This window comes from Serratia sp. NFX21 (genome assembly GCF_048517035.1).
Taxonomy (GTDB): Bacteria; Pseudomonadota; Gammaproteobacteria; order Enterobacterales; family Enterobacteriaceae; genus Serratia; species Serratia quinivorans.
Map to the genome: position 1 here is coordinate 1,101,344 of NZ_CP183196.1, position 25,693 is coordinate 1,127,036.

The 25,693-nt window shown below is 56.2% G+C and carries 22 protein-coding genes; 16 read left to right on the plus strand and 6 right to left on the minus strand.

Annotated elements, in window-relative coordinates; all coding sequences use genetic code 11:
* Positions 1–24: 24 nt before the first annotated feature.
* The 10 genes from ACNT1W_RS05175 to yjjJ all read left to right on the plus strand — a co-directional run bounded on the left by ACNT1W_RS05175 (position 25) and on the right by yjjJ (position 11,655).
* Positions 25–210, plus strand: coding sequence for a CsbD family protein (locus ACNT1W_RS05175; protein WP_012005108.1), 186 nt, complete (start codon positions 25–27; stop codon positions 208–210).
* Between the two features lie 10 nt (positions 211–220).
* On the plus strand, positions 221–1,342 hold the full coding sequence (locus ACNT1W_RS05180) for a patatin-like phospholipase family protein (protein WP_012005109.1): 1,122 nt from the start codon (positions 221–223) through the stop codon (positions 1,340–1,342).
* Positions 1,342–2,115: a TatD family hydrolase gene (locus ACNT1W_RS05185; protein WP_419246855.1), complete on the plus strand. Its 774-nt coding sequence runs from the start codon at positions 1,342–1,344 to the stop codon at positions 2,113–2,115. Before ACNT1W_RS05180 ends, ACNT1W_RS05185 begins: the two co-directional genes overlap by 1 nt.
* A gap of 369 nt (positions 2,116–2,484) precedes the next feature.
* Complete coding sequence (locus ACNT1W_RS05190; protein ID WP_041418873.1) at positions 2,485–4,032, plus strand: bifunctional metallophosphatase/5'-nucleotidase; 1,548 nt, start codon at positions 2,485–2,487, stop codon at positions 4,030–4,032.
* A 221-nt stretch (positions 4,033–4,253) separates the two neighbouring features.
* A complete protein-coding gene (locus tag ACNT1W_RS05195; RefSeq protein WP_012005112.1) occupies positions 4,254–5,531 on the plus strand; it encodes a NupC/NupG family nucleoside CNT transporter in 1,278 nt (425 codons plus the stop codon).
* Between the two features lie 372 nt (positions 5,532–5,903).
* Entirely contained in the window at positions 5,904–6,683 is a 780-nt protein-coding gene (deoC, locus tag ACNT1W_RS05200; protein WP_012005113.1) for a deoxyribose-phosphate aldolase, read from the plus strand.
* A 69-nt stretch (positions 6,684–6,752) separates the two neighbouring features.
* Positions 6,753–8,075, plus strand: a complete 1,323-nt coding sequence (gene deoA, locus ACNT1W_RS05205) for a thymidine phosphorylase (RefSeq protein WP_012005114.1) — start codon at positions 6,753–6,755, stop codon at positions 8,073–8,075.
* A gap of 69 nt (positions 8,076–8,144) precedes the next feature.
* Positions 8,145–9,368, plus strand: coding sequence for a phosphopentomutase (gene deoB / locus ACNT1W_RS05210; protein WP_012005115.1), 1,224 nt, complete (start codon positions 8,145–8,147; stop codon positions 9,366–9,368).
* 71 nt (positions 9,369–9,439) lie between these two features.
* Positions 9,440–10,171, plus strand: coding sequence for a purine-nucleoside phosphorylase (gene deoD, locus ACNT1W_RS05215; RefSeq protein ID WP_012005116.1), 732 nt, complete (start codon positions 9,440–9,442; stop codon positions 10,169–10,171).
* Positions 10,172–10,311: 140 nt separating this feature from the next.
* Positions 10,312–11,655: a type II toxin-antitoxin system HipA family toxin YjjJ gene (yjjJ, locus tag ACNT1W_RS05220; protein ID WP_419246490.1), complete on the plus strand. Its 1,344-nt coding sequence runs from the start codon at positions 10,312–10,314 to the stop codon at positions 11,653–11,655.
* Here the strand turns inward: yjjJ and ACNT1W_RS05225 are convergent.
* On the minus strand, positions 11,652–12,356 hold the full coding sequence (locus ACNT1W_RS05225; protein WP_012005118.1) for a YtjB family periplasmic protein: 705 nt from the start codon (positions 12,354–12,356) through the stop codon (positions 11,652–11,654). The two genes, yjjJ and ACNT1W_RS05225, sit on opposite strands and share 4 nt — an antisense overlap.
* A gap of 104 nt (positions 12,357–12,460) precedes the next feature.
* Here ACNT1W_RS05225 and serB point away from each other — a divergent pair, with 104 nt between their 5' ends.
* The 3 genes from serB (at position 12,461) to nadR (ending at position 16,202) form a co-directional block, all read left to right on the plus strand.
* The gene (gene serB, locus ACNT1W_RS05230) at positions 12,461–13,438 is read left to right on the plus strand and encodes a phosphoserine phosphatase (protein ID WP_419246491.1); all 978 of its coding nucleotides are present in this window, start codon (positions 12,461–12,463) and stop codon (positions 13,436–13,438) included.
* Positions 13,439–13,500: 62 nt separating this feature from the next.
* Complete coding sequence (gene radA, locus ACNT1W_RS05235; RefSeq protein WP_012005120.1) at positions 13,501–14,886, plus strand: DNA repair protein RadA; 1,386 nt, start codon at positions 13,501–13,503, stop codon at positions 14,884–14,886.
* Positions 14,887–14,942: 56 nt separating this feature from the next.
* Positions 14,943–16,202, plus strand: a complete 1,260-nt coding sequence (gene nadR, locus ACNT1W_RS05240; RefSeq protein ID WP_012005121.1) for a multifunctional transcriptional regulator/nicotinamide-nucleotide adenylyltransferase/ribosylnicotinamide kinase NadR — start codon at positions 14,943–14,945, stop codon at positions 16,200–16,202.
* A gap of 36 nt (positions 16,203–16,238) precedes the next feature.
* On the opposite strand, the gene ACNT1W_RS05245 is transcribed toward nadR, so the two are convergent.
* Positions 16,239–17,240 (minus strand): zinc-binding alcohol dehydrogenase family protein, encoded by a 1,002-nt coding sequence (locus tag ACNT1W_RS05245; RefSeq protein WP_012005122.1) that lies wholly within the window; start codon positions 17,238–17,240, stop codon positions 16,239–16,241.
* Positions 17,241–17,338: 98 nt separating this feature from the next.
* Here ACNT1W_RS05245 and ACNT1W_RS05250 point away from each other — a divergent pair, with 98 nt between their 5' ends.
* A complete protein-coding gene (locus ACNT1W_RS05250) occupies positions 17,339–18,250 on the plus strand; it encodes a LysR family transcriptional regulator (RefSeq protein ID WP_012005123.1) in 912 nt (303 codons plus the stop codon).
* A gap of 180 nt (positions 18,251–18,430) precedes the next feature.
* Here ACNT1W_RS05250 and ettA read toward each other — a convergent pair whose 3' ends face one another.
* From ettA to ACNT1W_RS05270, 4 genes are all read right to left on the minus strand, one after another.
* Positions 18,431–20,098, minus strand: a complete 1,668-nt coding sequence (gene ettA, locus ACNT1W_RS05255; protein ID WP_419246492.1) for an energy-dependent translational throttle protein EttA — start codon at positions 20,096–20,098, stop codon at positions 18,431–18,433.
* Between the two features lie 140 nt (positions 20,099–20,238).
* Positions 20,239–20,736, minus strand: coding sequence for an OmpA family protein (locus tag ACNT1W_RS05260; RefSeq protein WP_012005125.1), 498 nt, complete (start codon positions 20,734–20,736; stop codon positions 20,239–20,241).
* Positions 20,737–20,772: 36 nt separating this feature from the next.
* Positions 20,773–22,020 carry a diguanylate cyclase domain-containing protein gene (locus tag ACNT1W_RS05265; protein ID WP_012005126.1) on the minus strand — a complete coding sequence of 416 codons (1,248 nt, stop codon included), beginning with the start codon at positions 22,018–22,020 and terminating at the stop codon, positions 20,773–20,775.
* Positions 22,017–22,631 (minus strand): YfiR family protein, encoded by a 615-nt coding sequence (locus ACNT1W_RS05270; protein ID WP_017891552.1) that lies wholly within the window; start codon positions 22,629–22,631, stop codon positions 22,017–22,019. Before ACNT1W_RS05270 ends, ACNT1W_RS05265 begins: the two co-directional genes overlap by 4 nt.
* Positions 22,632–23,375: 744 nt before the next feature.
* Between ACNT1W_RS05270 and sltY the strand changes: the two genes are divergently transcribed.
* Complete coding sequence (gene sltY, locus ACNT1W_RS05275; protein ID WP_012005128.1) at positions 23,376–25,304, plus strand: murein transglycosylase; 1,929 nt, start codon at positions 23,376–23,378, stop codon at positions 25,302–25,304.
* Positions 25,305–25,359: 55 nt separating this feature from the next.
* Complete coding sequence (trpR, locus tag ACNT1W_RS05280; protein WP_012005129.1) at positions 25,360–25,689, plus strand: trp operon repressor; 330 nt, start codon at positions 25,360–25,362, stop codon at positions 25,687–25,689.
* Positions 25,690–25,693 lie beyond the last annotated feature (4 nt).

Genomic DNA, 25,693 nt, shown 5'->3' on the forward strand with positions numbered 1-25,693 from the left:
TTTCTCGCAGTAGGGAGGTCAGTCATGAACAGCGACATCATCCTCGGACGCTGGAAACAGCTGAAGGGCCGGGTGTGTCAGAGGTTGGCGCAGTGGTCTGACAGCGACTGCATCTGGCTGATGGGCAGCAATGATTGCCTCTCTGGTGTACTGCAAGAGGATTACGGAAGAGAGCAAGACAAGGTATCCTCGGGTAAAACGTCTCACTGAGGATGCAGGGTTGGGATACAGAATACCCATCACGCTCGGCAATATCGAACCGCTGGCGTATAAACCTTACCGGCCCGGTAAAATGGCGCTGGTATGTGAAGGGGGCGGGCAGCGCGGCATTTTCACTGCCGGCGTGCTGGACGAGTTCCAGCGTGCCCGCTTTAATCCTTTTGATCTGATGATCGGCACTTCTGCCGGCGCGCAAAACCTCTCGGCTTTTATTTGTGGCCAGATGGGTTACGCGCGGCGGGTGATCACCCGCTACACCACTTCCGCTGAATTTTTTAACCCATTGCGCTTTGTGCGCGGTGGGCATCTTATCGATCTCGACTGGCTGCTCGATACCACTACCCAACAGCTGCCGCTGGCGATGGACGTTGCGGAAAAAAGCCTGGTTGATGGCCGTGAATTCCTGATGTGCGCCTGCCGCAGTGATGACTTCGAACCGACCTACCTGCCCGCGCAACGCGAGAGCTGGCTACCGGCCATCAAAGCATCCAGCGCCATCCCCGGTTTTTACCGCATGGGAGTGGAGTTGGACGGCGTCAGCTATCAGGATGGTGGCATCAGCGATGCGATCCCGGTTGAAGAAGCCTATCGCCGTGGCGCGGATACCATCGTGGTGATCCGCACCGTGCCGTCGCAGATGTACTACACGCCGCAGTGGATGAAACGCATGGAACACTGGCTGAGCGAAAGCAGCCTGCAGCAGATGGTGCGCATCCTGCAACACCACGAGCAAAGTTACCACCGCATCCAGCAGTTTATTGAGAAGCCGCCCGGCGAGCTGCGCATCTTCGAGATTTTCCCGCCGAAGCCGTTGGCCAGTAATGCCCTGGGGAGTCGCGTCACGTCGCTCAATCAGGACTATCACCTGGGCCGTAAGTGCGGGCGCTATTTCCTGGCAACCGTCGGTCACTGGCTGGTAGAACAGGACAAACTGGACGGCATGAAGGTGAAAAAGGCGCTGTCGCGTCGTTTGATCCAACCGGAGAACGTCATCATGCCTTCACCGATTATTACCGACATCAGTCACCCGCGCGATCTTGCCAACCCGTCGGAAGCCAAGCTGGCGGCGATGGACATTATTTTGCCGGGCGAAGTGCCACCGGGCGAGGGTGGCCTGCTGTGATGTACGACTTCACCGACACCCACTGCCACTTCGATTTTCCGCCGTTCAGCGGTCAAGAACGCGAAAGCCTGGCGTTGGCGGAGCAAGCGGGCGTGCGACGGATTATCGTGCCTACGGTGACCGCCGATCGTTTTGTGCGGGTATTGAAGCTGGCACGCGATTATCCACCGCTGTTTGCTGCCCTGGGGCTACACCCGTTGTATATTGCCGAGCACCATGAGCCGGAGCTGGAACAATTGGCGGGGTTCCTGGCCAGCCGACCGCCTAAGCTGGTGGCGGTGGGGGAGATTGGCCTCGATCTGTATATGGAAAACCCGCAGTTCGAGCGCCAACAGCAGGTGTTAACCGCGCAATTGAAGCTGGCAAAGCAACATGATTTGCCAGTGATCCTGCATTCGCGCCGCAGTCACGATCAGTTGGCGGCGATGCTGCGCCGCACCGAAGTACCTCGTCGCGGCGTGGTGCACGGCTTTGCCGGCAGTCTGTCGCAGGCGCAGGCGTTTATCCGCCTGGGATATTACATTGGCGTCGGTGGCACCATTAGCTATGAGCGGGCGCAGAAAACCCGTAATGTCATGGCCCAACTGCCGTTGACGTCGCTGCTGTTGGAAACCGATGCGCCCGACATGCCGCTGGCCGGTTACCAGGGGCAACCGAACCGCCCCGAGCGCGCTGCTGAAGTGTTCGCTGCCCTGTGCCAATTGCGCCCAGAGTCGGAGGAGATGATCGGCGCCCAATTACAGCGAAATACACGAGAGTTATTTTCAGTGTGATGGGGTGTTTTTCCGGGAATTATATTTTCGTTATGGATGCTTTGCCATTTTTTCATTTTGTTATTAACGTATTGTAATTGCTTTTCGAATAATAAGTTAATGACAATCAATAAATGACTCGATAACTGACTGAGTCTTATTTTTCAAACATGACATAATTCACAAAACAAAAGTGGATGCTATGTTTAACTAAGCGCGTCTATCGTTTTCCATTCATATTTACCCTGTTATATTCAGACAGCAGGGCAGTTAATCTCCAATCATCAGGTATTACAATACACTTAACGCGTTTAAATAAAGGGTGATTCAAAAACCGCATATTGGATCAGGCTGTGCCCTACACATGGATTGAGGGAATATTACGTGAAAATATCAAAGTTTATCTTTCCATTAGTCACAGTGGCATTTTTTACCAGCGCCTCTGTTCAGGCTGTTGACCTTACGATATATCATACCAACGACTTGCATGCCAATGTGCTCCCTTTTAAAGCCCCTTATGTCAGCAAAGAAAAACCAGTGGGGGGATTCGCCAATATTGCCACTATCGTCAAACAGGCCAAAGCCAAAGATGATGGCGTCTTCTTCTTCGATGCCGGGGATTTTTTTACCGGTCCTTATATCAGCACGCTAACGAAGGGTGAGGCTATCATTGATGTGATGAATCAAATGTCGTTTGATGCTGTTTCTATCGGTAATCATGAATTTGATCATGGTGTACCTAATATGATTCAGCAGATGAATAAGGCCACCTTTCCTGCGTTATTAGGCAACCTGTTCTATGAAAATAGCGATAAACCGGTGTGGGATAAACCCTGGGTTATTTTGGAGAAGGCCGGCGTTAAGGTTGGCGTGATTGGTTTGCACGGGAAATTCGCTTTCTACGATACGGTAAATAAAAATATGCGCAAGGGTGTCGAGATGCGCGACGAAGTGGAATACCTGAATAAATATCTTGGGCAGATCCGCGACAAGGTGGACATTACCGTATTGTTAATTCATGAAGGCGTGCCGGCACGGCAATCCAGTTTTGGTGCGACGGACGTGAGTCGGCGGTTAAATAAAGACATAGAGCTGGCAAAGCAGGTGCAGGGGCTGGATATCATTATTACCGGTCATGCTCATGTGGGTACGCCGGAACCCATCAAGGTGAACAATACATTAATCGTTTCCACCGATGCCTATGGCATCGATCTGGGAAAACTGGTGCTGAATATTGACGATAAAAGTAAAAAGATCACCGGCTATAAAGGGCAGCTAATCAATATTTACGCTGGTGATGTTGAACCCGATCGGGCAACGGCGGATAAGATCGCGCTATGGACGGATAAGCTGAAAGAGATCACTCAGCAGAAAATCGGTAAGGCCAGTGCAGAATTGACGCGTTCTTATGGTGAGTCTTCTCCCGTAGGCAATATGGTCGGTGATGCCTTTTTGGCCATGGATCCACGGGCGCAATTCGCCTTCGTCAACAGTGGCGGTTTGAGAAGTGAGCTGGCTCAGGGGGAAATTAAACTGGGCGATATTATCACCCTGTTTCCTTTCCCGGACGACTTGAGCTACATGGAAATCAACGGCAAACAGCTACGTTCGTTAATGAATCATGCGGCAAATCTGACCAATGGCATCCTGCAAGTCTCGAAGGGCATCGAGATGAAATACGATAGCCGCAAGCCGCTCAATCAACGCATCGTCTCGTTAACGGTGCAGGGGCAGCCGCTAAAGGATGACGCCTGGTACCCGATTGTGGTGAATTCATTCCTGGCCACGGGTGGGGATGGGTTCAGCGCCTTTACCGAAGGGCGTAACATCAAGACGGTGGCCGGCAGCGGCGCGGCAGAAGCGGTGGTGGACTATATCAAGTCCCAAGCGGAGATCTCCCCCAACGAGCAAAAACGGATTAAGGACGTGGCACTGTAGCCAATTAGGCCGGTGAGCCAAGGTCATGCAGAAGGATTAAACCGTGATGCATGTCACGTACTGGTGTTTTCTATTGCGTCTGGTTGTATATATTTGTGACATAAATCGGTGCGGGCGTTGTCCCGCTCCGTATAATCGCACCCCGAAAACACTCATAAGCAACCCTCGCGGGACAACCGGACAGGGATGCATTTCTTTTTTTCGCAACAGGGATACTTTGCATGCAACTCATCATGAGCCTGGTCGGCATGGCGGCGCTGATCGCCATCGCCGTGCTGCTCTCCAGCAACCGCCGCGCGATTAAGTTTCGCACCGTTGGCTGGGCATTCGTTCTTCAGGTCGCCATCGGCGCGCTGGTGCTGTACGTCCCGGTAGGTCGCGCCATTCTTGGCGGCATGTCGGCCGGCGTGGCTAACGTAATCGCCTACGGTAATCAGGGCATTTCATTTATCTTCGGCGGTCTGGTTTCCGACAAGATGTTTGAAGTCTTTGGCGGCGGCGGCTTTGTTTTTGCGCTGCGCGTCCTGCCGGTGATCGTGTTCTTCTCCTCGCTGATTGCGGTGCTTTACTACCTCGGCATCATGCAACTGGTGATCCGCGTGCTGGGCGGCGGCGTGCAAAAATTGCTGGGTACCTCGCGGACAGAATCGCTGTCGGCGACCGCCAATATCTTTGTTGGCCAAACTGAAGCTCCGCTGGTGGTGCGTCCGTATATCGCCACCATGACCCAATCTGAGTTGTTCACCGTGATGTGTGGCGGCCTGGCCTCGGTGGCCGGTTCGGTGCTGGCAGGTTATGCCCAGATGGGCGTACCGCTGGAATACCTGATTGCGGCTTCGTTCATGGCCGCACCGGGTGGCCTGCTGTTTGCCAAGCTGATGGTGCCGGAAACCGAAAAAACCCACGACAGGGACGATGCAACGAAGTTGATCGCGGAAGAAGACCGCCCGGCCAACGTGATTGACGCAGCGGCTTCCGGTGCAGCTTCCGGCATGCAGTTGGCGCTGAACGTGGGCGCAATGTTGCTGGCGTTTATCGCGCTGATCGCCCTGTTGAACGGCATTCTCGGCGGTATTGGCGGCTGGTTCGACTATCCGCAGCTGTCGCTGGAGCTGATCCTCGGTTGGGTGTTCTCACCTATTGCCTTCCTGATCGGCGTGCCATGGCATGAAGCGATGACCGCCGGTTCGTTTATCGGCCAGAAGATCATCGTGAATGAATTTGTTGCCTACATGAACTTTGGTGCTTATTTGCGTCCGGACGACGTGGTGGCGGCAGAGGGGCTGCAGGTGCTGTCGACGCATACCAAGGCGATTATCTCCTTTGCCCTGTGCGGCTTTGCCAACCTGTCATCGGTGGCGATCCTGCTCGGTGGTCTGGGCAGCATGGCACCGAATCGTCGTCACGACATCGCGCGTTTCGGTCTGAAAGCCGTGGCGGCGGGGACGCTCTCCAACCTGATGAGCGCGACCATCGCCGGGTTCTTCCTGGCGCTGTAATCCCCGGGCTGTCCTGCATAGGGCAACAGGCTCTATTGCAGGACAGCGCCTATACTTCTAACACGGGCACAGAATGCTGTGCCCGCTATCTTTGCCCGTTTCTTTAGCGAATTTGTGAACGATATCGCGTTATTTTGTGATGGTCTTCACATATAATTCCGGTCTGTTACAGTGTTATTTCATATAGTGTGACTGTGAACGCGAATTGCCCCTGGCGATCGTGTTCAAATAGCTATTACTGACCCTGCGCGATGCGAAGGGTTATGTGCGGTGAGAAGGATCTCAGTTGCCGATGAGGGACCCGTTCCCCAGCGCTATCTTCAAGGAACCAAGTCCGCTCGCCAACACCCAGGTTCTCAGTTGGAGAGTTTTATGACCGAATTAACCGCAGCAGCGCAACGTGCGCTGACCTTAATGGATTTGACCACGCTGAACGATGATGACACCGATGAGAAAGTGATCGCGCTGTGTCGTCAGGCGAACAGCCCGGCCGGGCATACCGCGGCCATCTGCATTTACCCGCGCTTTATTCCGGCGGCGCGCAAGGCCCTGCGTGAGCAGGGGACGCCAGACATCCGCATTGCGACCGTCACCAACTTCCCGCATGGCAACGATGATATCGAGATCGCGCTGGCGGAAACCCGTGCGGCTATCGCTTACGGTGCCGATGAAGTGGACGTGGTGTTCCCATACCGCGCACTGATCGCCGGTAATGAGCAGGTTGGTTTTGAGCTGGTGAAACAGTGCAAGCAGGCCTGTCTGGCCGCCAACGTGCTGCTGAAAGTGATCATCGAAACCGGTGAGCTCAAGCAGGCCAATCTGATCCGCAAGGCTTCGGAAATTGCCATCAATGCCGGCGCGGACTTTATCAAGACCTCAACCGGTAAAGTGCCGGTCAACGCGACGCTGGAAAGCGCCGAGCTGATGATGTCGGTGATCCGCGATATGGGCGTCGCCAAGACGGTGGGCTTCAAGCCGGCCGGCGGCGTGCGTACGGCGGAAGATGCACTGCATTACCTGCAACTTGCCGATCGTATTCTGGGTGAAGGCTGGGCCGATGCGCGTCATTTCCGCTTCGGGGCTTCCAGCCTGTTAGCCAGCCTGTTGGCGACGCTGGGCCACGGTGCCGAGCCGTCTGGCAGCGGTTACTGATCGATTCCGTCGGCTAGGCGCGATATGGCGTCTGCCTGCACTCTACATTAGCTAAAACAGGGGGATGCCTTGTTCCTGGCACAAGAAATTATTCGTAAAAAACGTGACGGTCAGCCGTTGAGCGAAGCGGAAATCCGCTTTTTCATCAATGGTATCCGTGACAATGTGGTTTCTGAAGGGCAGATCGCGGCGCTGGCGATGACCATTTACTTCCACGATATGACCATGCCGGAGCGCGTGGCGCTCACCATGGCGATGCGTGATTCCGGCACCGTGCTGGACTGGAAAAGCCTGTCTCTGAACGGTCCGCTGGTCGACAAGCATTCTACCGGTGGCGTGGGCGACGTGACTTCGCTGATGCTCGGCCCAATGGTGGCGGCCTGTGGCGGCTACGTGCCGATGATCTCCGGCCGTGGCCTGGGGCATACCGGCGGTACGCTGGACAAGCTGGAAGCGATCCCGGGTTTTAATATTTTCCCGGACGACAATGCCTTCCGTAAGATTATTCAGGACGTGGGCGTGGCGATTATCGGCCAGACCAGCTCGCTGGCACCGGCGGACAAGCGCTTCTACGCGACCCGTGATATTACCGCCACGGTGGATTCTATCCCGCTGATCACCGCCTCAATTCTGGCGAAGAAGTTGGCGGAAGGGCTGGATGCGTTGGTGATGGATGTTAAAGTCGGTTCCGGTGCCTTTATGCCAACCTACGCATTGTCGGCCGATCTGGCACAGGCGATTGTGGGCGTGGCTAACGGCGCAGGCTGCAAAACCACCGCGTTGCTGACTGACATGAACCAAGTGCTGGCTTCCAGCGCCGGTAATGCGGTCGAAGTTCGCGAAGCGGTACGCTTCCTGACCGGTGAATACCGTAACCCGCGCCTGCTGGAAGTGACCATGGCACTGTGCGTGGAAATGCTGCTTTCCGGCGGCCTGGCGAAAGATGACGCCGATGCGCGTGCCAAACTGCAGGCGGTGCTGGACAATGGTAAAGCGGCGGAAGTGTTTGGCCGCATGGTGGCGGCGCAACAGGGCCCGACCGATTTCGTCGAGCGCTACGACAGCTACCTGCCGGCGGCCACCCTGAGTAAACCGGTTTACGCCGAAAAACAGGGTATCATCAGTGCGATGGATACCCGTGCGCTGGGCATGGCGGTGGTATCGCTGGGCGGCGGCCGTCGTCGCGCGACCGACAATATCGACTACAGCGTCGGCCTGACAGGCATGGCCCGTCTGGGCGATAAAGTCGATACCCAGCAGCCGCTGGCGGTGATCCACGCTAACGACGAAGAAAGCTGGCAGCAGGCGGCCGAAGAGGTGCGCAGTGCGATGGTGCTGAGTGACAAAGCGCCGGAAGTGACGCCAGTCGTTTATAAGCGTATCACTGAATAATTAACGAATCAGGAGTGGCAGCGGCGTTTTCGCTGTCGCCCACAGCGTGAGAACACGCAGGAGAGCATGATGAAACGCACATTTATTATGGTATTAGACTCATTCGGTATTGGCGCAAGCGAAGATGCGGCGAAATTTGGCGATCAGGGTTCCGATACTCTGGGCCACATTGCCGAGGTTTGTGCTCGCGGTGAAGCCAACGTGGGCCGTCAGGGCCCGTTGACCCTGCCTAACCTGAGCCGTCTGGGCCTGGGCAAAGCGGCGGAAGAATCCACCGGTACCTTCCCGCAGGGGCTGGACCGCAATGCGGATATCATTGGCGCCTATGCTCACGCCAGCGAACTCTCTTCCGGTAAGGATACGCCTTCAGGCCACTGGGAAATTGCCGGCGTGCCGGTATTGTTCGACTGGGGCTATTTCAGCGATGAGCACAACAGCTTCCCGCAGGAGCTGCTGGACAAGCTGGTTGAGCGCGCCAATCTGCCGGGTTACCTCGGCAACTGCCACTCTTCCGGCACCGTGATCCTCGACCAGTTGGGCGAAGAGCACATGAAAACCGGCAAACCGATTTTCTACACCTCTGCCGACTCGGTCTTCCAGATCGCCTGTCACGAAGAGACCTTCGGCCTGGACCGTCTGTATGAGCTGTGTGAAATCGCCCGTGAAGAACTGACCGAAGGCGGTTATAACATTGGCCGCGTGATCGCGCGTCCGTTCCTGGGCGACAAGCCGGGCAACTTCCAGCGTACCGGTAACCGCCATGACCTGGCAGTAGAGCCACCGGCGCCAACCGTGCTGAAAAAACTGGTGGACGAGAAGGGCGGCGAAGTGGTGTCTATCGGTAAAATCGCCGATATCTACGCTAACGTGGGTATCACCAAAAAGGTCAAGGCGACCGGTATCGATGCGCTGTTCGACGCCACCCTGATCGAAATGGAAAAAGCCGGCGACAACACCATTGTGTTCACCAACTTCGTTGATTTTGACTCCTCTTACGGCCACCGCCGTGACGTTGCTGGCTATGCCGCCGCGCTGGAGCTGTTCGACCGTCGCCTGCCGGAGCTGCTGAAACTGGTTAAAGATGAAGACATCATTATCTTCACCGCTGACCACGGCTGTGACCCGACCTGGCCGGGCACCGATCACACCCGTGAACACATCCCGGTCTTGGTTTACGGCCCGAAAGTGAAGCCTGGCTCGCTGGGCCACCGTGAAACTTTCGCCGACATCGGCCAGACCGTTGCCAGCTACTTTGGCGTGTCGCCGATGGATTACGGCAAATCGATGTTCTAAGACTTTGTTAGTGCCAGGCGGTTGCCCGGCGTATTTTTTTATTCATGACGACGATTTAAAGGAAGACAATTATGGCTACGCCGCATATTAATGCTGAAATGGGTGATTTCGCTGACGTAGTACTGATGCCGGGCGATCCGCTGCGTGCAAAATACATCGCGGAAACTTTCCTGGAAGGCGCGGTGGAAGTGAACAACGTGCGTGGCATGCTGGGCTTCACCGGGACCTACAAAGGCCGCAAAATCTCCGTAATGGGTCACGGTATGGGTATCCCGTCCTGCTCCATTTATGCGCGTGAACTGATTGCCGAATTCGGCGTGAAGAAAATCATCCGTGTGGGTTCCTGCGGCGCGGTGCGTGACGACGTTAAACTGCGTGACGTGGTGATCGGCATGGGTGCTTGCACCGATTCCAAAGTGAACCGCATGCGTTTCAAGGATCATGACTACGCGGCAATCGCCGACTTTGACATGGTGCGTAACGCAGTAGACGCAGCGGCAGCGCAGGGTATTCCGGCGCGCGTAGGTAACATCTTCTCCGCTGACCTGTTCTACACGCCAGATCCGGACATGTTCCAGGTGATGAAGAAGTACGGCATCCTGGGTGTGGAAATGGAAGCGGCCGGTATCTACGGTGTGGCGGCGGAGCTGTACGAAGAGTTTGGCTGTAAGGCACTGACCATTTGTACCGTTTCTGACCACATCCTGCGTCACGAAGCGACCACCGCGGCAGAACGTCAGACCACCTTTAACGAAATGATCGTTATCGCGCTGGAATCTGTACTGCTGGGCGACAAAGAGTAATTTCCAGCGGGCGCAGCACTCTGCTGCGCCCCTGTAGCAATCTATTCACCTTTCCTAAATCATTTCCTGCAAATACTTTACCTGACAGCTAATTAGCGCTATTACTCTATTCATAAATCTATTCACGAATCTATTCATCTATGACGGGCATCGAGCAATTACTACGTAATGGCCCAGCGACATCTACAGCACTTACTGAAGCGCTGGGTATCAGTCAACCGACATTATCGCGCCGTATTCGCAATTTGGCAGGAAGCGTACTGGTGATGGGCAAAGGCCGGGCCACCCGCTATGCGTTGCTCAGAAGCGTGGCAGGTGAAGGGCAGTTTCCGCTGTATCAGGTGGATGAGCAGGGTAAGGCACATAAGTTTGCCACGCTTTATCCTGTCTATCCGGCTGAAGGATGCGCGGTACAAAATGAGCAAAATGGTGAATGGCAACTTTATGATGGTTTGCCTTGGTATCTGAACGATCTGCGGCCGATAGGTTTTCTTGGCCGGGCATGGGGGAAGGCGGTTTCTCAAGTATTGCGCCTGCCGGAAGATACTCTGCTTTGGAACGAAGAGCAGCGACTGTGGGCGCTTTGTCACTTTGGTGACGACATGAGCGGTAACCTGCTGCCTGGCAACGGCAGCTATCAACGCTGGCTGGTACATGACCTGGAGCAGGCAGTGCCGATGGCGGAAAAAACAGCCCGTTACGCAGAGCTGGCTGAGAAGGCGCTTGCAGGGGAACTGGTTGGGTCTTCTGCCGGTGGTGAGCAACCCAAGTTTATTGCTTATGCTGAACTGAGGGACGAGCGACAAGGTCATGTATTGGTTAAATTCAGTACGGCCCCGGAAAACCCCAATGCGCAGCGTTGGAGTGATTTGCTGATCGCAGAGTCACTGGCGTTACAGGTCGTGGCGGAAGCGGGGTTGCCTGCGGCACGAAGTGAAGTCTTGTTGGGTGAAAATCAGCAGTGTTTTCTGGAAATTGAACGGTTCGATCGCATCGGCCCGTTTGGCCGGGTAGCGATGGTTTCACTCGAAGCATTGGATGCCGAGTTTAGCGGTAGCGGCAATGCCAATTGGGTTACGGCGGCGCAAGGGTTATTGCAGCATGGTGTGATAGACAACCCCACCTGTCAGAGAATGGCTCTGTATTGGGCATTCGGCCGGTTGATTGCCAATAGCGATATGCATCAGGGGAACTTGTCGTTTCTGTATCCCGAACAGCGGCCGGTGGTTTTAGCCCCTTTGTATGACATGTTGCCGATGGCATTTGCGCCAACCAGCAGCGGTAATATGCGCCATCAAGCGTTGGAAATCCGATTGGGTCATGAAGTCAGCGGTGCCGTTTGGCGGCAGGCGGAATTGATGGCGCTGGAGTTTTGGCAACGTGTGGCACGGCATACACTTATCAGCGAAGATTTTCGCGTTATCGCCGACCAGATGCTGGCACAGGTTCAGGGGCTGAACGAGCGTATTCAGCGAATGGCTTAAGAACCGCTCTCGGGCTTCTTCTCTTCTTCTTTATTCGCATCCGGCCGCGCGTCGTCATCGTCATTTTCTACCGTGTTACCTTCTTCCAATGGCGTATTGGCGGTCAGCAGGTACGGCGATTGCTGCCAGCGGCTGCGGCGGTGTTGCAGTAGCGTACGCGCCAGAATAATGCCGATGGCCAGAGCCAGCAGGATCATCAGGCGCAGCAGGTTGGTGGTGTTATCCACCTGTTTGGATTCGGTCGCCAGTACGTGGGTATCCAGCGTGATGCGGATAAAGCCGATTGGGCCGTCTTTGCCCTGAATGGACTCGACCAGTTGATGATTGAAGTAGCTGCCGGCGCGTTTACCGTCGAGCGACAAACGATCGCGTATACTTATCTGTTCACCGGCGTGTGAAACCAACGTGCCGTCGAGCTGATAGACGCTGGCGTCCAGAATGCGGCTGCCCCCGGTGAGCTGTTTGAGGATGGCGTCGATGCGCTGGTTATCGACGTCGCTGTCGTCGTCCATCAGCGGTGCCAGGCTGGAGGCCACCTGTTTGGTCAGCGTTTGCGCCAGTTCTTCCACCTGTTCGGATCGCGCCAGTTGGTGACTCAGGCTAAAATAGGACGCGCCCTGCATCAACAGTACCAGCAAAGCCAGGCAAATCAGGATAATAGCGGTGCGGTGCAGGCGAAATTTCAGTTTAGCGCGAGCCATGCAGGTTCCTTGGGCATCTTGGACACTTTATGTTGCCAGAAGCAATGGCGATAGGATAGCTTGATGCGTCGTTTTATCATGCAGTGTTTTTTCAGGAGTTAAGGATGTCGAATAGTCTGACCTATTGCGATCTCCCGGCAGAGATCTCTCAATGGCCGGGTCTTCCCCTTTCGCTGAGCGGTGACGAAGTGATGCCGCTGGATTATCGGGCGGGTCATACCGGTTGGCTATTATATGGCAGAGAACTGAACAAAACGCGCATTACCGATTTCCAGCGCAAGCTGGGTGCGGCGATGGTGATTGTTACCGCCTGGTGCGTCGAGGACTATCAGGTGGTGCGTCTGGCTGGCACCCTGACGGCACGCGCCAAGCTGTTGGCGGCGGAGAGCGGGCTGGATGTGGCACCGCTTGGCAAAATTCCTCATTTGCGCACCCCTGGGCTGCTGGTGATGGATATGGACTCTACGGCGATAGAAATTGAATGTATCGACGAGATCGCCAAACTGGCAGGCGTCGGTGAGCAAGTGTCTGAAGTCACCGAACGTGCGATGCGGGGTGAACTGGATTTTACCGCCAGCCTGCGCCAACGCGTCGGCACGCTGAAAGGCGCCGATGCCAATATCCTCAAGCAGGTGCGCGATGAGCTGCCACTGATGCCTGGGCTGGCCAACCTGGTGCGCAAGCTGCAGGCGATGGACTGGCACGTGGCGATCGCTTCCGGCGGTTTCACCTATTATGCCGAGTACCTGCGCGATAAACTAAAATTGGTGGCGGTGGCGGCTAATGAGCTGGAAATTCGCGACGGCAAACTGACCGGTGAAGTGCTGGGACCGATAGTCGATGCGCAGTTTAAAGCCGATACGCTGGTCGCACTGGCGGAAAAACTGGGTATTCCGCCGCAGCAAACCGTGGCCATCGGCGACGGTGCCAACGATTTAAAAATGATGCAGGTTGCCGGGTTGGGCATTGCCTATCACGCCAAACCGAAAGTCTATGAGAAGGCGCAGGTGTCGATTCGCCATGCTGACCTGATTGGCGTGCTGTGTGTACTGACCGGTAGCCTGAAACACGAAGTTCGCTAAAGTTGACCCTGATCCGGCGATAATGCCAGACAGCGGCAATGTGGTAAAAACAGAGGTAATACGTGGCAAAAGCAGCAAAACGGGCGTTTGTATGTAATGAGTGCGGGGCCGATTATCCGCGCTGGCAAGGGCAGTGCAGCGCTTGCCACGCCTGGAACAGCATTACAGAAGTGCGTCTGGCTGCGGTGTCTTCCTCTTCTCGCAATGAGCGCCTGAGCGGCTACGCCGGCGATGCCGGCATCAGCAAGGTGCAAAAACTGTCGGACATCAGTCTGGATGAGCTGCCGCGTTTCTCCACCGGTTTCCTTGAGTTTGACCGGGTGCTGGGGGGCGGGGTGGTGCCGGGCAGTGCGATCCTGATCGGCGGTAACCCTGGCGCCGGCAAGAGTACGCTGCTGTTGCAGGTGCTGTGCAAACTTTCCGAACAGATGAAAACCCTGTACGTCACCGGTGAAGAATCATTGCAGCAGGTCGCGATGCGCGCCCACCGTCTTGGCTTACCGACTGGCGGCCTGAATATGCTGTCGGAAACCAGTATCGAGCAGATCTGCCTGATTGCCGAGCAGGAACAGCCGAAACTGATGGTGATTGACTCCATCCAGGTGATGCACATGGCGGACATTCAGTCTTCGCCGGGCAGCGTAGCGCAGGTGCGTGAAACCGCCGCCTACCTGACGCGTTTCGCCAAGACGCGCGGTGTGGCGATTGTGATGGTGGGACACGTCACCAAAGACGGCTCTCTGGCCGGGCCGAAAGTTTTGGAACACTGTATTGACTGCTCGGTGCTGCTGGACGGCGACGCCGATTCGCGTTTTCGTACCCTGCGCAGCCACAAAAACCGCTTTGGTGCGGTGAATGAATTGGGCGTTTTCGCCATGACAGAACAGGGCCTGCGTGAAGTCAGCAACCCATCGGCCATTTTCCTCAGCCGTGGCGATGAGGTCACCTCCGGCAGTTCGGTGATGGTGGTGTGGGAAGGCACGCGGCCGTTGCTGGTGGAAATTCAGGCGCTGGTGGATCATTCGATGATGTCCAATCCGCGTCGGGTGGCCGTGGGTCTGGAACAAAACCGGTTGGCGATCCTGCTGGCGGTGCTGCATCGCCACGGCGGGCTGCAGATGTCGGATCAGGACGTGTTTGTTAACGTGGTTGGCGGGGTGAAAGTCAGTGAAACCAGCGCCGATCTGGCGTTGCTGATGTCGCTGGTGTCCAGCCTGCGCGATCGCCCGCTGCCAAACGATTTGGTGGTGTTTGGCGAAGTGGGGCTGGCGGGGGAGATCCGTCCGGTGCCGAGCGGCCAGGAACGTATTTCCGAAGCGGCGAAACACGGTTTCAAGCGGGCCATCGTGCCACATGCCAACGTACCCAAGAAACCACCGGCCAATATGCAGGTGTTCGGCGTGAAGAAACTGGCGGACGCATTGGACGTGCTGGAACAGTTTTATTAATTGCCACGCGGTGTGCAGATTATGCTATTTTGTTTAGCATATTAAACGGAGGGGCTATGCGGCAATTCGATTACCTGAAGGCGTCGATTAAGCAGAAGAGCTGCACTCTGCAGCAGGTGGCGGATGCCAGTGGCATGACCAAAGGCTATCTCAGCCAGTTATTGAACGACAAAATCAAAAGTCCGAGCGCCCAGAAACTGGAGGCGCTGCACCGCTACCTTGGCCTGGAGTTTCCACGGCGTGAGAAAAAGGTCGGCGTGGTGTTTGGTAAATTTTACCCTCTGCACACCGGCCACATTTACCTGATCCAGCGCGCCTGCAGCCAGGTAGATGAGCTGCACGTGATCCTGTGTCACGACGAACCCCGCGACCGGGAGCTGTTCGAAAACAGTTCAATGTCGCAACAGCCGACGGTCAGCGATCGTCTGCGCTGGCTGCTACAAACCTTCAAGTACCAGAAAAACATCCATATTCATTCCTTCGACGAACAGGGCATTGAACCCTATCCGCATGGCTGGAACGTCTGGAGCGATGGGGTGAAGGCTTTTCTGGAACAGAAAGCCATTGTGCCGAGCTTTATCTATTCCAGCGAAGCGCAGGATGCCCCGCGCTACCGTGAACATCTGGGGATTGAAACCGTTCTGATTGATCCCGAACGTTCATTTATGAATATCAGCGGCCGCCAGATCCGTCAGGATCCGTTCCTTTATTGGGATTATATTCCGACCGAAGTGAAGCCGTTCTTTGTTCGTACCGTGGCGATCCTCGGCGGTGAGTCGAGCGGCAAATCGACGCTGGTGAATAAGCTGGCAAACATCTTTAACACCACCAGTGCCTGGGAATATGGCCGCGACTATGTGTTCTCGCACCTCGGTGGGGATGAGATGGCGCTGCAGTATTCCGACTACGACAAGATTGCTCTTGGGCAGGCGCAGTACGTCGACTTTGCGGTGAAGTACGCCAATAAAGTGGCCTTTATCGACACCGACTTCGTCACCACTCAGGCCTTCTGTAAAAAGTACGAAGGGCGCGAGCACCCCTTTGTGCAGGCGCTGATCGACGAGTACCGGTTTGATCTGGTGATCCTGCTGGAAAACAACACCCCCTGGGTGGCGGATGGCCTGCGCAGCCTGGGTAACCCCAAGGATCGCAAAGTGTTCCAGCATTTGTTGGAAGAGATGCTGCGGGCCAATAACATCGAGTATGTACACGTGGAGTCCAGCGACTATGACGAACGCTTCCTGCGCTGCGTCGAGCTGGTAAAACAACTGCTGGCGGCCGATGCCAGTCGGCTGCTCGGTGTTGCGGCGGTATAAGCCATCGGGGCGCAGCGTGCTGCGCCCCGTCTGCCATCAGTAAACAATCACCAGTTTGCCCTGCATATGCCCGTCGAGCAGTTTTTTATGCGCGGCGGTCAGGGTGTCGACCGTCAACCCCTGCAAGGTTTCGCTCAGGGTGGTACTCAGTTTTCCTTCATCCAGCATTTGCGCCACTTGCTTGAGGATCTCACCCTGTTGGGCGATGTCCGGCGTGGTGAACATGCTGCGAGTAAACATCAACTCCCAATGCAAAGCGGCACTTTTCAACTTCAGCGCATTTTGGTCCAACGGCTGTGCATTTTCGACGATGGTACAGATATGGCCCATTGGCGCAATCAGATCGGAAATCGCTTTCCAGTGCCCGTCGGTGTCGTTCAGGCAAAGAATATAATCCACATTCTCAATGCCCTGCTGCGCCAGATTCGCTTTCAGATCGCGGTAGTCCACCACCAGATCGGCACCGCGCTCCCGGCACCAGGCCGCCGACTCGGGGCGTGATGCAGTCGCAATCACCTTCACCTGGCTGCGCTGCGCGGCAAACGGGATCGCCAGCGAACCTACGCCACCGGCACCGCCGATAATCAACAGGGTTTTACCGGGGGCGGCGTCCTGAATCTTCAGGTGTTCGAACAGCGCTTCCCAGGCGGTCAGGGCGGTCAGCGGCATGGCGGCGGCTTCAGCCCAGTTCAGACTTTGCGGCTTATGGGCGGTAATACGCGAGTCAATCAACTGATGGGTAGTGTTGCTGCCTGGGCGGGTGATATCACCGGCGTACCAGACTTCATCACCGGGTTTGAAACCGCTGACGCTGCTGCCCACTTCGACCACGATACCGCTGGCATCCCAACCGAGAATACGGGGCTGTTGCAGGCCACTTTTTTGCAGGCCGGCATGGACCTTGGTATCCACCGGGTTGACCGACACCGCTTTGACTTCAACCAATAAATCGTACTGGCCTGGGGTGGGTTTTTCCGGGCTGATTGCAATGAAGTTGGCGGGGTTTTTCGGGTCTACGGCAATGGCTTTAATCGACATGACTGTGCTCCTTTCGAATGAATACCCTCAGTGTAGACCTGTTGGCAGTTGATGATAAGATGGACAATAAATAACTGAGTGTTCGTTTGAGGTGAACAATGAGGTTTAAACAGCTTCAGGATATGGCGTTGTTTGCGCTGGTGGCTGAATGTGGCAGCTATACCGCCGCCGCCAAACGAGCTGCCTTGCCAAAGTCCAGCGTCAGCCAGCGCATTAGTCAGTTGGAACAGACGCTGGGTCTGCGGCTGTTGAACCGCACCACCCGTCAGCTCAATCTGACCTTTGCCGGTGAACGCTATCTGGAACACTGCCAGGAAATGCTGTCCGCCGCCGAACGGGCCGACCTGGCGCTGCAACGGCTGCGTGATAACCCCAGTGGGCGGTTGCGTATCTCGACCCCCGCCGGGTTGGGGGCAACCTTGCTGGCGCGGCTGGCGGCGGATTTCCAGCGGCAATATCCGGATGTCTCGCTGGAGGTGTCGGTATCTGATGCCATGGTAGATATGGTGCAGGAGGGGTTCGATGCCGCGTTGCGAACCGGTAAGCCTCAGGATTCTTCACTGATTGGCCGTCGTTTGGGGCATGCGCCACGTTATTTGCTGGCGTCGCCGGCCTATCTGGCGCAGTCCCCGCAGATTGTCGATCCGCAACAGTTGCAGCAGCACCGCTGTATTGCACACAGCTCCTGGCCGGTCTGGAGCCTGCGTCGGGGCGACGAGTATTTTCGTTGGCAGCTGCCGATGCGGCATGTTACCGATAATCTGCTGTACGCGCGGGAATGTGCGATTGCCGGTGCGGGTATCACCATGCTGCCGGCCTTTCTCAGCCGTGAGGTGGTGGCGCAGAAGCAATTGGTGGAGGTATTGCCGGAATGGCAGGCGGAAGGTAATGAGCTGTATCTGGTTTATCCAAGCCGCAAGCTGAATTCACCGGCGCTGGCCTGTTTTATCGACGTGGTATTGCAACACCCGGTGTTTGACGATTATGCCCGCGAGCTGGCGTGGGAATAAAAAAAGCGCCGCAGGCGGCGCTTCAGACAACTGACAAAGCCCGTTATTAGGGAGAGCGTGCCGAAGGGGTCGTAGCGGCTTGCCCGCCGGAGCGCCCCTCGGTGCGCTAGGCCCGAGTATCTCGGTTTCAAAGACAACTCAGTCATCAAACTCAAGCGCCGCATGCGGCGCTTTCCGGGATTACTTGGCGATTCGCTTGTACTTGATACGGTGTGGTTCAAGCGCTTCGGCACCCAGCGTCCGTTTCTTGTACTCTTCGTATTCGGTAAAGTTACCTTCGAAGAATTCCACATTGCCTTCATCCTGATAATCCAGAATGTGGGTGGCGATGCGGTCAAGGAACCAACGGTCGTGCGAGATGACCATCGCACAGCCTGGGAATTCCAACAGGGCGTTTTCCAGCGCGCGCAGGGTTTCGATATCCAGGTCGTTGGTCGGTTCATCGAGCAGCAATACGTTGCCGCCAACCTGCAGCAGCTTGGCCAGATGCAGACGGCCACGCTCACCACCGGACAATTCGCCGACGCGTTTGCCCTGATCGACACCCTTGAAGTTGAAGCGGCCGACATAGGCACGGCTTGGCATTTCGGTGTTGCCGATACGCATGATGTCCTGGCCGCCGGAAACTTCTTCCCAAACGGTTTTGGAATTATCCATGCTGTCGCGGAACTGATCGACCGAGGCCAGTTTGACGGTGTCACCCAACACGATGCTGCCGGAATCAGGTTGTTCCTGGCCGGACATCATGCGGAACAGCGTAGACTTACCGGCGCCGTTCGGGCCGATAATGCCAACAATCGCGCCTTTCGGTACTGCAAAGGTCAGGTCATCAATCAGCACGCGGTCGCTGTAAGACTTGCGCAGGTTACTGACTTCAACCACTTTATCGCCCAGGCGTGCGCCAGGTGGGATAAACAGTTCGTTGGTTTCGTTACGCTTTTGGTATTCGGTGCTGTTGAGCTCTTCAAAGCGAGCCAAACGGGCCTTGCCTTTGGACTGACGGCCTTTGGCGCCCTGACGAACCCACTCCAGCTCTTTCTCGATGGATTTGCGACGTGCGGCTTCGGAAGAGGCTTCCTGCGCCAGACGAGCGTCTTTTTGCTCCAGCCAGGAAGAGTAGTTGCCTTCCCATGGGATACCTTCGCCACGGTCCAGCTCGAGGATCCAGCCGGCCACGTTGTCGAGGAAGTAACGGTCGTGGGTAATGGCCACTACGGTGCCTTCGAAGTCATGCAGGAAGCGTTCCAGCCAGGCCACGGATTCGGCATCCAGGTGGTTGGTCGGTTCGTCCAGCAGCAGCATGTCCGGTTTTTCCAGCAGCAGGCGGCACAGAGCGACACGGCGACGTTCACCACCGGAAAGGTTGGCGATTTTCGCGTCCCACTCCGGCAGGCGCAGCGCATCGGCGGCACGCTCCAGCTGGGTGTTCAGGTTGTGGCCATCATGGGCCTGAATGATCTCTTCCAGGCGGCCCTGCTCAGCGGCCAGCTTGTCGAAATCGGCACCTTCTTCGGCGTACAGTGCGTACACTTCATCAAGGCGTTTCAGCGCACCGACCACTTCTGCCAGCGCCTCTTCGACCGACTCACGGACGGTATGCTCGAGGTTCAGCTGCGGTTCCTGCGGCAGGTAACCGATCTTAATCCCTTGTTGTGGGCGAGCTTCACCTTCGATATCGGTATCGATGCCGGCCATGATGCGCAACAGAGTGGATTTACCCGAGCCGTTCAGACCCAGCACACCAATTTTGGCGCCAGGGAAGAAGCTCAGCGAGATGTTTTTCAGGATGTGACGCTTCGGCGGAACCACTTTGCCGACGCGATGCATGGTATAGACGTATTGAGCCACGGTGCCTCTGCCTCTCTATATCAGTTTTTATAGGATGTCTGGCTGCGGAGTGTAGCCCGTTTCGACAGCGGATCCCAGACATCACACAGCGATCGTCAAGTATAACCTTTTATGCGCCGGTGAAGGCGCATATTGGTCACTTAAGGGGTGACGACTATCGCGACGCGGCGGTTTTCCGCCCGGCCGCTGGAGGTGCGGTTATCGGCCACCGGATCGCGTTTACCCATGCCGCGGGTTTCGATGTTGGCACGTGGAATGCCTACGCTGGCGAGCAGATCCGCCACAGCATTGGCGCGACGCAGAGAGAGCTGATCGTTATAGCTGTCTTCACCGTAATTATCCGTATGACCATCCAGACGGAACTGAGTGATACCGACGCTCATCAATGCGCGGCCCATTTTTTGTACCGTGTCGGTACTTTCCGGGTTCAGCTTGCCGATGTTATTGCCAAACAGCACTTTGTCGGACAGGCCAAATTCCCAGCCGTTATCGGTCAGCTTGAACCCTTGCGACTGCAACAGGGCAATTTGCTCGGGCGTCAGGCCCTGAGGTTTGCTCTGGCAGCCGGTGAGGGCCAGCAGGGCGATAAACATCATCGCCAGCAGTGAAAAACGGTTTTTTAGTGTTTGCTGTATCATAATCAAAATCCCTAGTTTTATTTTTTAGCCGGGGCCTTATTTTTGTATTGCCAGCCGCCAGCCTCCGTTATAACGATGCTTTGCCTGGTACATCGCATCGTCAGCTTCGTGCAAGAGCCCCTGAGGCGTTACCGCATGCTCTGGGTAAAGTGCAATACCGATACTCAGAGAGGAAATCACCGCCTCATCGTTCGGTAAAATCACCGGTTGGGTCATGCAGTCGATAATGTTATCGGCAATCTGCAGGACATCTTCCGTAGTGTGGACCGGTGCCAACAATACGGCGAATTCATCACCTCCCAAACGTGCCACCAGATCGCTTTCACGCAGCTGCGCGCGAATGCGCCCGGCAATGGTAGTCAACACCACATCGCCTGCGGCATGGCCGTAACTGTCGTTAACTTCCTTGAAACGGTCACCGTCGATAAACAGCACCGCCAGTTTTTCGCTGGGTTTAATGTCCCCCAGCGCACGGCTCAGACGGCCCTCAAAGAAGGCGCGGTTCGGCAAGCCGGTCAGGCTGTCGTGGGTGGCCCGGTGAGTCAGTGAGTCATTTTCCTGTTTCAGGTGTGCCTGCCAGGCTTCCAGCTCGTCGAGCAGGCCATTAAAGTCGCTGCTCAGCTCATGCAGTTCGGCAATCGGCGCCGACGGCACCCGCAGGCCAAAGGCGCGATCGCGACGTACCGCATGCGCGACATTGGCGATGTCATCCAGAGAACGGACAATGCCCACCAGCATGCGGCGGGAAAGCACCAGCGCACACAGGGTACTGAGCACCAGACAGGCGATCATGCCGATCATGCCGCGCAACAGAAAGCGCAGCAGGCTGCCGCCGTGGCCCAGCAGCCAAACTTTGCCGACCTCTTTGCCTTCATGAGTAATCGGCAGGATCACCGGTTCCGGCAGCGCCCAGCGGGCCACGATTTGTTCCATACCGTGCAGCGGGCCATCTTCGGGGTGACGCCAGGTGGCGAGCACTTTGCCGCTGTTGTTCAGAATTCTGGCTTCCGATACCTCCTCTTTGGAGGCGATCAATACCAGCGCCTCACTTGCGGCGGTGCGGTCTTCAAACACCACGGCAGCTTCGACGGTATAGCTGATGGAGCGTGCAATCAGGTGCAGGTTATGGTTGGCATAAGCGCGCAGCGCAAACAGCGCGACCAGCGTCAGGAAAATCCCGGCGGTGCCGACGGCAATCAGCGCCAGCCCAAGATGCACCCGTTGCAGCACCCGGCCCAGCGTCGGGCGTGACTGCCCCGATCGGTTCTTGCGCAACCACTTCATAGCGGCGGCACCGGTTTGCGTGCCAGTTGCAGCACGTTGGGGTGAACGCGTACGCCGCTGCGTGCCAGTGCATCTAGGTTCACTTTAAAGCTGGCCTCGTCCCCTTCGAACTGCAGACAAAATGCGTTGCCGGCAGAACACTCAGCATCGTTCTCGCTGATGCTGAGAATCGAATGACCGTTAATGCGCTGGATGAAATTCTGTTTCTGCCCGGCATTGATATTGCCTAAATAAATCACGTCACAGCCGGTGCTCAGCAATGGGCTGTCGAAAGCGATGCGCTCGGCTTTTATTGGCCTGGGCGCGCTAAGCAGGATGGGATCGAACAGTCCGTCGGCATATTGTGTCGGCGCCGTCACGCACAATCGGATAGGGTTGGGTCCACTCGGCCAGCGGGCATAGCTGATGATGCCGACCACCACAGTGGTGACGGCATGGGTACGATTTTTATATGAATCGCCCGTCTCGGGGTGGGCCAAACCGGGAAATGCCAACAGAGCGAGTAGAAACAGCGATAACAGACGGCCGTTGTCCAGACGTGCGCAAAGGAAACTCATGAATGAGTTTTTTGCGCAGGTCACTAACAACGCGGCATTTTTTGCCATCTTCATCTGCTATTCCTGCCCACGTCCGCAGTACTGTTGCGGCAACATAACGATGAGAAGCCTGACCCGGTCGAAGGGATAATTGTCTTGCTGAAAACTGTCAATCGCACTGCCTGATGAACACTATCTAACCCATAATTGGCGCGGATTGTATTATAAGATATCCCTGTTGCGCGCTTTATGTGCCATTTTCTCGGAATTATCTTAGCCTTTTTTAATAGTATAAAAACGACCACCGGGGTTTGCCAGGCGTTTTCTGCAAAGTTGGCGCGCCAGGCCTGGGTTCTGGCGGTTTGCGCAACTTTTCTGCCCCTCGTTTTGGGTGCGAAATCCTGCGACGGCTAATAATTTCAAATGGCTTGGTTTTATATTGGCGGTGGGGATTAATAATCGCGGGTCCGACCGGTTTTTAGCGTTAGCCCAGGGTGAAATGATTAATATGGCAAAATTGCCGCCAGCTTTAATTAATTTGTCAGCGAGGGTAAACCTTTTTTACCTGAAGCCCATCGTGACGATAAACTTCTTCTACAGTAGTGAATGGATAGGCGATCCTGCTGTCTATGATAGACGGCTGAGCGGGTTGCTCAGCGTCCCCCTTTTGCTCTGGCGTGCCGGATAGACGTTATTCCACGACAGAGCGCGAAATACTCGGAGAGCCGGGTTCACCGATCCGTTGGCTGCTGACGTAGCGCGGCAACGGGCTGAAGCGGCTCTGGCAACACCATCAGCATTAGCGAGGAAAGAGTCAGTATGGTCAAGGTAGACAAGTGGCGGTTTTTGGCTGTGGGCCTGTGCCTGACGGCATTTTCAAGCGCCGCATTGGCGGATTCCCTGGACGCTCAGCGTCAGCGCTACCTGCAGATCAAGCAGGCGTGGGACAGCAAACAGATGGACGTGGTGGCGCAACTGATGCCGACGCTGCGTGATTACCCGCTTTACCCTTATCTGGAATACCGTGAGCTGACGCAAGATCTCAGCCAGGTCGGATTCTCTGAGGTGAATGACTTTATCAAGCAGCATCCGACGCTGCCACCGGCCAAATCGCTGGCCCCGCGTTTTGTTAATGAACTGGCGCGGCGTGAAGACTGGCGTACCCTGCTGGCCTTCAGCCCGCAGGCGCCGAAACCCATTGCTGCGCGTTGCAATTACTACTATGCCAAATGGGCCACTGGCGATCAGACCGCGGCCTGGAGCGGCGTCGACGACATCTGGATGAGCGGTAAATCGCTGCCGGGAGCCTGTGACAAGTTGTTCAGCGTCTGGCAGGGGGCCGGTAAACAAACGCCAACGGCTATTTTGGAACGCATGAAACTGGCGTTGAAAGAGGGCAACAGTGGCCTGGTGAACAGCCTCTATCGCCAATTGCCGTCAGATTATCAGACCATGGGTGATGCCCTGGTGCGCCTGCAAAACGATCCTGCGACGGTTGAGTCCTTTGCCCGCAGCGTGGGGCCGACCGACTTTACCCGCGCAGCGACCGGCATCGCCTTCGAACGCCTGGCGCGTCAGGATGCGGAAAACGCCCGCGCGATGATCCCAACCCTCGTCCGGCTGCAGAAAATGAGCGACAGCGAGCGGCTGGGGCTGGAGGAAGCGGTGGCATGGCGCCTGATGGGCAGCGATGCGACCTTTGAACAGACCCAGTGGCGCGACAAGGTGATCCTGCGTAGCCAGTCACCGGCACTGCTGGAGCGCCGCGTGCGTATGGCGCTGGGGGCCGGCGATCGCCAGGGGGTGGCGACCTGGCTGGCGCGTCTGCCGACCGAGTCACGCAATAAAGATGAATGGCGCTACTGGCGTGCGAGCATGTTACTGGACGAAGGCAAACGCAGCGAAGGGGAAGAGATCCTGCGTCGGCTGATGACCGAACGTGGCTTCTACCCGATGGTGGCGGCACAGAAACTGAACACGCCTTACCCGGTGATGGTGGCGGTAGCGGCAAAACCCCGCGCTTCATTGGTGGATGGCCCGGAAATTGCCCGGGTGCGCGAGTTAATGTACTGGAATATGGATAACCTGGCGCGCAGCGAGTGGACTTCCTTCGTGGCCAGTCGCAGCCGCCCGGAACAGGAAGCGCTGGCGCGTTATGCCTTCGAGCAGAAATGGGCCGATCTCAGCGTGCAGGCAACTATTGTCGGCAAAATGTGGGACCACCTTGAGGAACGTTTCCCGGTGGCCTGGCCGCAAGAATTCCGCGCCGCGACCGATGACAAGGGGATAACGCCGAGTTATGCCATGGCGATTGCCCGTCAGGAGAGCGCCTGGAACCCGAAAGCACAGTCACCGGTAGGGGCCAGCGGCCTGATGCAGGTGATGCCACGTACCGCGCAGCATACCGTGCAGATGTACAATATTCCCGGTTACTCAAGCCCCAGCCAACTGCTTGATCCGCGCGTCAATATTACCATCGGCACCAGCTATCTGGAGTACGTTTACCAGCAATTCGGCCGCAATCGGATCCTGTCATCGGCGGCTTACAATGCCGGTCCGTCTCGGGTGAATACCTGGTTGGGTAACAGTGAAGGGCGGGTTGATGCCGTGGCATTTGTCGAAAGCATCCCGTTCTCGGAAACCCGTTCTTACGTGAAGAACGTGTTGGCATACGACGCATTTTATCGCTATCTCATGCATCGGCCGGCTAAAGTGCTGACCGACGCCGAGTGGCAGAGGCGTTATTGATTTTGACGTCGCTATGGTATGCTGCTGTACTAGTTAAATAGTATGGTGGCTTGCCATGACGCAATTATCGCTTAACGACCCGGCTCTTTCAGAACAAGGTAATGAGGATTGGCTGCGCTTTGTTGCGCTGCTGCAGAATTCGTTTGCCCAGGATCTGCATCAACCGCTGATGCAACTGCTGCTGACGCCGGACGAACGTACGGCTTTAGGCACAAGGGTACGGATTATCCAGGAATTGATGCGCGGTGAGATGAGCCAACGTGAGCTGAAGAATGAACTGGGGGCGGGGATTGCCACCATCACTCGCGGTTCGAACAGCCTGAAGGCGGCGACGCCTGCGCTGAAACAGTGGCTGGAACAGCAGTTGCTGGGCGATGCGCAGTAGCGCC